This is a genomic window from Halomonas sp. ABH4_019 (assembly GCF_056159885.1).
In genome coordinates this window covers 36056-46058 of sequence record NZ_JBSWWC010000005.1, presented here as the reverse complement: position 1 = coordinate 46058, position 10003 = coordinate 36056, and the positions used below count along the sequence as shown (strand labels likewise).

At 69.6% G+C, this 10003-nt stretch carries 9 protein-coding genes; all 9 read right to left on the bottom strand.

What is annotated here, in order from left to right; genetic code table 11:
• Positions 1-408 precede the first annotated feature (408 nt).
• Positions 409-1620: a DcaP family trimeric outer membrane transporter gene (locus ACXAFN_RS18280; RefSeq protein ID WP_474991151.1), complete on the bottom strand. Its 1212-nt coding sequence runs from the start codon at positions 1618-1620 to the stop codon at positions 409-411.
• Positions 1621-1757: 137 nt separating this feature from the next.
• Positions 1758-3392, bottom strand: a complete 1635-nt coding sequence (locus ACXAFN_RS18275) for a thiamine pyrophosphate-binding protein (protein ID WP_474991149.1) — start codon at positions 3390-3392, stop codon at positions 1758-1760.
• A gap of 27 nt (positions 3393-3419) precedes the next feature.
• Positions 3420-4886 carry an aldehyde dehydrogenase gene (locus ACXAFN_RS18270; RefSeq protein WP_474991147.1) on the bottom strand — a complete coding sequence of 489 codons (1467 nt, stop codon included), beginning with the start codon at positions 4884-4886 and terminating at the stop codon, positions 3420-3422.
• A gap of 14 nt (positions 4887-4900) precedes the next feature.
• Entirely contained in the window at positions 4901-5695 is a 795-nt protein-coding gene (locus ACXAFN_RS18265; protein ID WP_474991145.1) for an aspartate dehydrogenase, read from the bottom strand.
• A gap of 16 nt (positions 5696-5711) precedes the next feature.
• Entirely contained in the window at positions 5712-6506 is a 795-nt protein-coding gene (locus tag ACXAFN_RS18260) for an SDR family oxidoreductase (protein ID WP_474991143.1), read from the bottom strand.
• 15 nt (positions 6507-6521) lie between these two features.
• Positions 6522-7337, bottom strand: a complete 816-nt coding sequence (locus ACXAFN_RS18255; RefSeq protein ID WP_474991141.1) for an alpha/beta fold hydrolase — start codon at positions 7335-7337, stop codon at positions 6522-6524.
• An 11-nt stretch (positions 7338-7348) separates the two neighbouring features.
• Positions 7349-7873, bottom strand: coding sequence for a cupin domain-containing protein (locus tag ACXAFN_RS18250; RefSeq protein ID WP_474991139.1), 525 nt, complete (start codon positions 7871-7873; stop codon positions 7349-7351).
• A 170-nt stretch (positions 7874-8043) separates the two neighbouring features.
• Positions 8044-8973 carry a VOC family protein gene (locus tag ACXAFN_RS18245; RefSeq protein WP_474991137.1) on the bottom strand — a complete coding sequence of 310 codons (930 nt, stop codon included), beginning with the start codon at positions 8971-8973 and terminating at the stop codon, positions 8044-8046.
• A gap of 163 nt (positions 8974-9136) precedes the next feature.
• On the bottom strand, positions 9137-9949 hold the full coding sequence (locus ACXAFN_RS18240) for an IclR family transcriptional regulator (protein ID WP_474991135.1): 813 nt from the start codon (positions 9947-9949) through the stop codon (positions 9137-9139).
• Between the last annotated feature and the right edge of the window lie 54 nt (positions 9950-10003).

Genomic DNA, 10003 nt, shown 5'->3' with positions numbered 1-10003 from the left:
CCGGACCGGCGAAACGGATAAGGACGCCGTCTAAGCGCCCGGGTCGCGCTGATACCTTCAGCAAGATCGGCGACGGCAAGATCTGCGTCACCGCCCTGGAGCAGGTGAGCGGAACGCCGCACCGCCGCATCCGGACCGGCGAAACGGATAAGGACGCCGTCTAAGGCGCAAGGCGCAGCTCGCGCCCCGATACGTCCACACCCCTACAGCCAGGCTGCAGGGGTGTTTTTCTTCCCTCTTCCCTCTTCCCTCTTTCCTCTTCACGCTTCCAGGCGCGCAGCGCCGCTCCGAGCTTATGGCGTGCCGTGTCCGGCGCGGCCGGGAGGCGGGAAAAAAAAGCCGGCCACGGGGGCCGGCAAATCCTTCGCCTTTCAACAGGCAAGGCCAGGTCAAAAGGGCATCGCGCGATCAGAAGTGGAACTGGGCGCTGGCCTGCAGCCGGCTGGCATCCACTTCGTCGCCACTGATCTTCTCCAGGTCGACGTACTGGTACTCCAGGCCCACCGTCATCCGCGAGTTGACGTCCCAGATCAGGTTGACGTGGGAGAACTGCACGGTGTCGGTCATGCCCTGGAAGGCCGGGGCGTCGTCCGGCAGGTCCTGACTGACCACCGAGGTGCCGATGGAGCTCGACCAGGCGTCGTTCCAGCGATGGTCCAGGGACACGCCGACGCTCTGCAGGTCGACGCTTTCCAGGTTGCCATTGGCGTCCAGGTAGGCGTCCGGGGCCCGGAACTTGGCACCCGCGGCCGGTACGTAGTCCAGGTAGCCGCCCAGGCCGCTGCCCACCATCATGTTGCCCTTGAGGGTGGTGCTGCCCATCGGCAGCGCCGCCTGGGCGGCCACGCCATAGCCGGTGGCGCTCTCGTCCTGGCCGCTCACCGCCGAATCGGTGGAGAACTGGCGCACCACCCCGGAGATCCCGAAGTTGCGCTTGTACTGATAGCGCAGGGTCAGGTCAGGCAGCTCATTGTTCTCGTCAGCGGCGCCGCCGGGGCCCAGATCGGAGATCGAGGCCTCGGGGTTCTCGAGGGCCACCGCGAAGGTGTTGCCGCCCGACTGGTGGGTATAGCGCACCTGCTCGGGCCGCCCGGTGGCATAGCCGATCGGGCCGCCCAGCTTGAGGATCCGCGGCGTACCCAGGAAGTGCATGAAGTTGGTCCAGGTCTGGCCGGCCAGGAAGCCGTTGTACTCACCGTAGGCGTGGCGCAGGTTGAACTTGTTGTCGGGCGCGAAGTGCCCCTCGAGGTAGGTCTTGAGCACCTCGTCGCCGAAGCGGGTCTGGGTGCGGAAGTTCAGCCGCGTCTCCTGAGCGGTGAAGGTGGTCTTGCCGTCGGTGGCGTTAGCCTCGCTGGCGGCGGCCAGCGGATCGGTGATCTCGCCCAGGTCGTAGTCGAAGTCGTAGAGGGCGTCGAACTTGACGTAGCCGCCGAAGGCCACGTCGGTGTTGGTGCCCGGGATATTGAAGGTGCTGCGGTGGTTCCAGGGCGCGCCCACCCGGCTCGGCTCGCCGGTGACGACGGGTTGGCCGGCCTCGACCACGTCGAAGGCGGTGGCGCTTTGGGCCGCAAGGATGCCTGCCGGCAGCAGGGCCAGCATCAGGGTTGTCTTGGCTTGCATGTGGATCTCTCTTGAGTCGTTGTTATGAAACGGAAGAAAAAGGATTGTTTTTTTCGTTCAGGCTCTCTTGAAGTTCCCTCGCGTCTCCTCCCTCGACGGTGAGTGGGGCGCCACCGGCATGCCGGTGGCGCCGGGCATCAGTAGAGGGTCTTCTGGGGCGGGCCGGCGAACTTCAGCTCGCCGACGCTGGCCATGTCCACCTCGACCACCGCCGGGCCGGCGCGGCCCACGGCCTCGGCCAGCACGGCCTGGAAGTCGTCGCCGCGGGCGACCTTCCAGCGCGGCAGGCCCAGGGCATCGGCCATGGCCTGGAAGTCCGGGGTGTGCAGGTCGTTGTAGTACTGGCGCCCCTCGAAGTACTTGTCCTGGATGCCGCGCATCACGCCGTAGCCGCCGTCGTTCATCACCACCAGGGTCATGTCGAGGCCTTCCTGGGCCAGGGTGGCCAGCTCGCCGACCATCAGCATCAGGCCGCCGTCGCCGACCACGGTGACCACCTTGCGGCCCTCGGCGCCCACGGCGCAGCCGATGCCGGTGGCCAGGCCCTGGCCGATGGCGCCGGCCAGCGAGTGGATGTTGGTCAGCGCTCGCTCGCTGGGCAGCAGCCGGCTGCCCCAGGTGCTGCCGGAGACGGTGATGTCGCGCACGAAGATGCCATCCGCCGGCAGCGACTCGCGCACGGCGTCGCAGAGCTTGGCGTATTCGCCGACCTGGTCGCGCAGGGCCTTCTCGGCGGCGGCCACGGCCTGGGCCACGTCGCGGTCGAACTCGGCGTCGGGGGCGCGCTGGCCCTCCAGGCGATCGGCCAGGCGCGTCAGCACATCGCCGCACTCGCCGCACAGGAAGGCGTCGGCCGGATAGTTGCGATGGGCCGCCGCCGGATCGACGTCGATCTGCACCAGCGGCCGCGGCAGCGCCACCGAGTAGGTGCGGGTCTCGTTGCTGCGCAGCCGCGAGCCGGCCACCAGCATCAGGTCGCTGCCGGCGAACAGCTCCTCTACCGCCGGGGCGCTGTGGAAGGCGCGCAGGCTGCGCGGGTGGCTGTCGGGCAACACGCCGCGGGCATGGGTACTGGAGACCACCGGGATGCCGACGTCGGCCAGGCGACGCACGGCCTCACCGGCCTCCAGGCAGCCGCCGCCGATCCACAGCACCGGACGCTTGGCGGCCAGCAGTCGCTCGGCCAGGGCGTCGACCTCGGCGTCGGCGACCCGGGCCGGGGCGGCGGGCGACACCGGCGCGGTCTCGACCCACTCGACCTGGCTGGCCTGGATGTCGATAGGAATCTCCAGGCTCACCGGGCCTCGGGGCAGGGTCATGGCCTCCTGGATGGCGCGATGCAGCAGCGGCACCACCTGCTCGGGAGTGCAGGCACGATAGGCGCGCTTGGAGCAGGCCGCGAGGAAGCCCATCTGGTCGCGGGTCTCGTGGATGAAGCCGGCGTCGCGGTCCAGGTAGGCCTTCTCGACCTGGCCGGTGATGTGCAGCAGCGGCGTGCCGGCGTTGAGCGCCTCGAGCATGGCGCCCACGGCGTTGCCGGCGCCGGCGCCGGTGCTGGTCAGGGCCACGCCGAGCCCGCCGACGCGGGTATGGCCGTCGGCCATGGTCACCGCCCCGGCCTCACCGCGGGAGGGCACGAAACGAGTGCGCTCGCGCTGGCCGATGGCATCGGCGATCGGCAGGTTGTGGATGGAGATCACGCCGTACACGGCCGAGACCGCGTAGGCTTCCAGGGTGCGGGCGACGGCTTCGCCCACGGTGATGGTCGTCATGTCGAATTCCTCAGTGACCGTGGGCGCTCAGTCGCACCAGTTGTTGGGGTTGGCGTCGAGGCCCAGGTACAGGCTCTTCTGCTGCATGTAGGCCTGGATGCCCTGGCGGCCCTTCTCGCGGCCCAGGCCGCTCTCCTTGTAGCCGCCGAAGGGCGTCGAGATGGAGAAGTTCTTGTAGGTGTTGATCCACACCGTGCCGGCCTCGAGCCTGTCGGCGAGACGCAGGGCCGCGCGGTAATCGGCGCTCCAGATGCCAGACGCCAGGCCGTAGACGTTGTCGTTGGCCAGGCCCACCAGCTCGTCCTCGTCGTCATAGGGCAGCGCCACCAGCACCGGGCCGAAGATCTCCTCCTGGCAGACCGCGCTGTCGTGGGGCAGGCCCTCGATCAGGGTCGGCGGGTAGAAGCTGCCCGCGGCCAGCTCGCCCTCGGTGGGGATCACGCCGCCGGCGCGGATACGGCCGCCCTCCTCCCGGGCCCGATCGACGTAGGCCGCCACGCTGTCGCGGTGCGCCTCGCTGATCAGCGGACCCAGGTGGACGCCGGGCGTCTCGGGATGGCCGACGCGCAGCTCGCGGGCGATGGTTTCGAGGCGCGTCATGACCTCGTCGTAGCGGCTGCGATGGATGAACAGCCGCGAGCCGGCGATGCAGGCCTGGCCGGCGGAGCTGAAGATGCCGTAGGCCACCCCCTTCACCGCCTGCTCCAGGTCGGCGTCCTCGCGGATGATGGTCGGCGACTTGCCGCCCAGCTCCAGGGAGGTGCCGATCAGCTTGTCGGCGGCCACATGGGCCAGGTGACGACCGGTGCTGGTGCCGCCGGTGAAGGAGATCTTGCGCACCTTGGGATGGCGGGCGATGGCCTCGCCGATCACCCGGCCACGGCCCGGCAGCACGCTGAGCAGCCCCTTGGGCAACCCGGCCTCCTCGAACATCTCGGCGAGCTTGAGCGCCATCAGCGGAGTCGCCTCGGCGGGCTTGAGCACCACGGCATTGCCACCGGCCAGCGCCGGCGCGACCTTCTGCATCTCGCTGGCGATCGGCGAATTCCAGGGCGTGATGGCGGCGATCACCCCGAGCGGCTCGTACTGGCTCAGGGTCATGAAGCCGGCGTTGCGACGGGTGGGCAGCTCACCCTCCAGGGTCTCGCAGGCCGCCGCGAAGTAGCGCGCGGTGCCGGCGGCGCTGGCCACCAGGCCGCGGGCCTCGGCCAGGGGCTTGCCGTTGTCGCGGGTCTGCAGGGCGGCGAGCTCGTCGAGCCGCTCGCGGATCAGGTCGCTGACGCGATACAGCACCTCGGCGCGCTCGTGGGGCAGGCGCTCGCGCCAGGCCGGGGCACGCCAGGCCGCGTCGGCGGCGGCGATCGCCTCCTCGACGTCGTCGAGGCTCGCGGCGTTGAGCTCGGCGTTCACCGAACCGTCGGCGGGAAAGCGCGACACCATGGGGTCGCCACGGCCCTCGCGCCATTCACCGGCGATAAAGATCTTCAGGGTCATCTGGGGCACCTCCCTTAGAACGAGACCGGCTCGAGCGCCTGGCGACAGGCGCGCACCACCGACAGGGCGGCGAGGGTCGAGGTCTTGGGGTTGCTCTCCAGGGGATAGCCGTTGAGCTCGATGGTGAACTCGCCGAAGCGGCCCCTGGCGTGGATACGGTGGGTATTGCGCGTGGTCGCCGGATCGACGGTCAGCTTCACCCGGGTGTCGCGCATGCCGACGCCGGCCAGGGCGATGGTGGCGGCGACATTGGAGTTGGCCGGGAACAGCCGCGCGGCCTCGCCGGCATCGCCCTCGAAGAACACCGTCTTCTCGGTGACGGCGTCGAGGTCGACGAGCTGTTCGGCGTGGCTGCCCTTCCAGCTGCGCGGCGCCTTGCAGGCCTCGTAGGTGACCTCGTCAAGGCCGCCCTCGCGTGCCGCCGACAGGCCGTCCATGCCGGCCACCGCGCCGGACAGCAGCTGCATGCGCCCGCCGCCCTCGCGGGCCGCGGTGGCGAGTCGCTGGTACAGGGCCTCGTCGGACAGCGCGCCGGTGGCCACCACCGCCAGGGTCAGGCCGCGGCGCAGCACCGCCTCGCCGTGCTCGGCGAGGCCCGGCTGGCCGGCACACTCCACCACCAGGTCGGGGCGCGCGTCGCATTGATCGATGGCGGTCAGCACCTCGGCCTGGCCGGCCAGGCGATCGCGCACATCGGTGGCGAAGGCCTCCGGCACCACCACCCAGGCCAGTTCCAGGCCCTCGGGCAGCAGGCGGTGCACCTCGCTGCCCATGGCGCCGTAGCCGATCATCATCAGTCGTTTGGTCATGGGGTTCTCCGCGTCGTCACAGGTGGCGGTTGAAGCCACCGGAGACGTCCAGGGCGGCGCCGGTGGTGAAGGAGGCCATCGGGGAGGCCAGGAAGACCAGCGCACGGGCCGGCTCCTGGGGGCGGCCCAGGCGGCCCATGGGGATGCCTCGCTTGGCGGCGATGGCGCCGGTCCACTGCTCCCAATCCTGGGAGGTGTCGTCGCGCTGTTCGAAGCGGCGGCGCCACTGGCCGGACTCGACCATGCCCAGCAGGATGGAGTTGACCCGGATGCCGTCGCCGATCAGCTCATGGGACAGCGAGTGGGTCATGTTGAGCAGCGCCGCCCGCGCCGCCGAGGTGGCGATCATGTGCGGCTCGGGCTGCAGCGCCAGCAGCGAGTTGACGCAGGTCAGCGAGCCGATCTCGGAGGCCGCCAGCTGGGCGCGGAAGGCGCTCAGCGGATTGATCACCCCGAACAGCTTGAGGTTGGCCTCGGACAGCCAGGCCTCCCGCGGGGTGTCGTCGAAATGGGCCACGTAGCCCTGGCCGGCGTTGGCGATCAGCATATCGGCGCCGCCGAACCGGCCGCGTACCGCCTCGGCGAAGGCCGCACAGGAGGCCTCGTCGAGCACGTCGCAGGTCTCGGCCAGCAGCTCGGCGGAGGGGAATTCCTCGACCAGGGCGGCGCGGGCCGCCTCGAGCCGTTCGGGATTGCGGCCGCACAGCGCCACCCGGGCGCCATGGGTCAGCAGCAGGCGCACGGTCTCGAGGCCGATCCCGGAGGATCCGCCGGTGACCACCGCCACCCGGTCTTCGATCATAAAGCTCATGGTGTCGTCCTCGTCTCAGTTCCGGGTGGATGGCGCCAGCAGCGGCCCGGCGAAGGCCGAGACGGCCGCGCCGAAGGCCTCGGGTGCATCGATGTAGCTGGCATGGCCGGCACGCGGCAGGCCGCGATAGGGCAGCCCCAGGCGCTCGGCCAGGGACCCGGAGGCCGCAGGCGTGGTGATGGCGTCCTCGTCGCCGCACAGCACCGTGGCCGGCACCGGCAGCCCCTCGGGCAGGTAGCCCTCCAGGGCGTCGTTGGCCAGCATCCAGCAGGCCTGGGCGAAACCCTCGACGTGCAGGCGTTGCATGCCCTCGCGGACCCGGGCGACATCGGCCTCGTCAGCGCCATCACGCAACAGCCGCGGGGCGCGGGCGGCGGCATAGGCCTCATGGCCCTGCTCGGCCAGCATCGTCCAGCGGCTGCGATAGACGCTGTCGCGCTTGGCGTCGTCGGCGTCGCGGTAGCCGAGCGCCGGGTCGGCCAGGACCACCCCGGCCAGCCGCTCGGGCCGGCGGGCGGCGAAGGCCGCGGCCATCATCGCCCCCAGCGAGTGGCCGACCAGCACGCAGCGCTCGACGCCCAGGGCGTCGAGCCAGGCCTCGAGGCGCGCGGCGTAGTCGGCCGCCGTGGGCTCGGCCGCCGCCAGCGGCTGGCTGTCGCCGTAGCCCGGGGCGTCCCAGGCCAGCAGCCGATAGCCGCCCAGGTGTGCGGCCAGCGGCGCCCAGGAGGCGGCCCCGGAGCTGATGCCGTGGAGCAGCACGATGGCGGGGCCCTCGCCGGTCTCGCGGTAGGCCTGGCGGCCGGCGTCGAGCGTCAGGGTCTGGGGTGTCATGGCCGGCCCACTCATCCGTCGCGCTTGACCTTGGACAGCGGGTGATCGTCCGGATAGGTCGGGATCTGCGGCTTGGGCGTACCCAGCATCACGCACATCAGCGCCTCTTCCTCGCTCTCGTTGAGCAGGCCGCGGTAGATGCCCGGCGGCACGGAGACCACGTCACGCTCCCCGAGCACGGTCTCGGTGTAGTTGTCGCCATCCTTGAGGAACAGGCGAATGGAGCCCTTGAGGACGAAGAACACTTCCTCGACGTCGTCATGCACGTGCAGCGGGCCCTCGCACTTGGACGGCAGCACCATGGTCGAGAAGGTGAAGTGCTCGGCCGGGATGGTGTTGGTGTCGTTGGCCACGCCGGTGGCGCCGGTGCCGATGTAGCGCATCTGGGCGCGACGGTACTTGGGGTCGAAGTCGGCCTGGAACTTCAGCGCGTTCCAGTCGTACTTGCGGCCCTTGAAGCGCGCGATGCGCGACTCGATCCAGTCGTCGAAGGACAGGTCGTCGGGCTTGTTCCAGGTAGCGAACTGTTCGGACATGATGTATCTCCTCGGGAATCGCGCTTGGCGGTCGGTGACGGGGAGGCCTCGTTGCGCGTATCGCCCGGCCGGAGCCGGATTCGGGACGAGGGGTCCCCGTGCCGGCCGCCCGTGGGCGACCGGCCTCGATGGTGAAGCTTGGGCTGCCGGGCCTCGGGCCCGGCCACGGGTCAGGCGTCGGCCTTCTTCTGGCGACGCGTGTCGGCGTCGATGCCGCCCTCGATGGCCCACTCGGTGAACGACTCCAGGGAGTGCTGCATCTCGCGCGGCTCCCAGGCCTCGGTCAGGTAGTCCTCATTGGTGTAGTACTCGAAGGCCCCGCCCAGGGGGCTGTTGACGTACCAGAAGTAAGCGGAAGAGATCGGGTGGCGACCGGGGCCGATGAAGGTGCTCCACTGGCGACGGTTCATCGCCAGGCCACCGCCGATCACCTCGTGGATGTCGCGCACGGTAAAGGCCACGTGGTTAAGGCCCGCGCCGCGGTGCGGCAGCTTGAGCAGGAAGATATTGTGGTGCCCGCCGCGGGCCTGCATGCGCAGGAAGACGGCACGCTCGATGTAGCGATCGGAGACCGAGAAGCCCAGCAGCTCACGATAGAAGCGCTCGCTGGCCTCCAGGTCGTCGACGAAGAACACCGCATGACCGATGCCCGCCGGGGTGGCACGCTCGTAGACGGGGCTCGGCTGGTCGACGCGCTGCATGTCGCCCCACTGGTTGATCGGGGTGACCTCCAGCTCGACGTCCTTGAGACCGGTGGGTTGGATGCACACGGTCAGGCCGTTGGGATCGCGGCACTCCAGGCGATCGCCGTGGTCGACGTAGCCGGGCTGGTCGCGCAGGCGTTCGCGCAGCGGCTCCAGGGCCTCGAGATTCGCCACGCCCCAGGTCATGCGGCGCAGGGTCGAGCCCTCCTCGAAGGCCGCGGGCAGCGCCGGGTCGTCGACGGGGCGCACCACCAGACGGGCACCGTTGAGCGTCTCGAAGGACGCGGCGCCTTCCTCGCCGTCGACCGGCGCCAGGCCGAAGTCCTCGACGAATTGCTTGCCGGCCTCGACGTCTTCGGCGCCGAACTCCAATGCTTCGATACCCACGATACTCATGTCGATCTCCTGCTATATGGTGACCTCCGCCGTCGTTTAGGCGATGTCACGGACACAAAGGGTCCCCGTTCGCGAGGCGCGGGCCTCGCGACAGTCTGGTTGCCATCTTGGCTTGGGCCGGGCGTGGCGAGCCGAACGCCCGGCGAAATGGATCAGAACGTATTCATTTCATCTGGTACTGCCCTCCGACACTGCCCTGGTAGCCCAGCAGGTTGGAGATGTTGTCGGCCGCCTCGGCGACCTCGAGGCGCAGGCGGTCCCGATCGGCTTCCGGTATCTCGTGCACCGGCACCATGATGCTGACCACCCCCTCGATCTCTCCAGCGTGGTTGAGCAGCGGATAGACGATCGAGGAGATGCCGAACTGGAAATAGGACTCGGCGATCACATAGCCCCGCTCGCGATCCTCCTGCACCAGCTGCCACAGCGCCTCGCGGTCGGCGGGGGTGCCGGGCTCGTTGTCCGGCAGGGTCTCCTCGGGGTAGAGCGCCTCGAACGCCTCGCGACTCAGGTCGGTCAGCAGCATCCGCCCCAGGGAGGTGCGATGCACCGGCAGTCGGGTGCCGACGCTGACCCGGCGCACGGTGGCGTTGGCGGCGCTGACCCGGGCCACGTAGATGACATCGCGACCGTCGCGGATGGCGATATGGCTCGAGCAGCCGGTCTTGTCGCGCAGCGACTCGATCACCGGTTGGCCGACCTGGACCACGTCCAGCGAGGCGACATATTCGAAACCGAGCCGCAGCACGTTAACCCCCAGCGAATACAGCCCGGTGGACGGATGGCGCCGGATGAAGCCCATGTACTCCAGGGTCTGGATGGCGCGGTAGGCCGTGGCCTTGGGGATATCGACGCGCTTGACGATCTCGGCGAAGCTCATCTCCCGATGGTTGCGGCTGAGCTCCATCAGGATGATCAGGCCACGCTCCAGGCCTGGGATCAGGTACTTCCTTGCGTCCTTCTCGGTGTCGCTCATCGCGTCATCGCCTCTTGGTGTCGGGTCGGTTTCCGCGCCGGCTGGCGGGCTCCT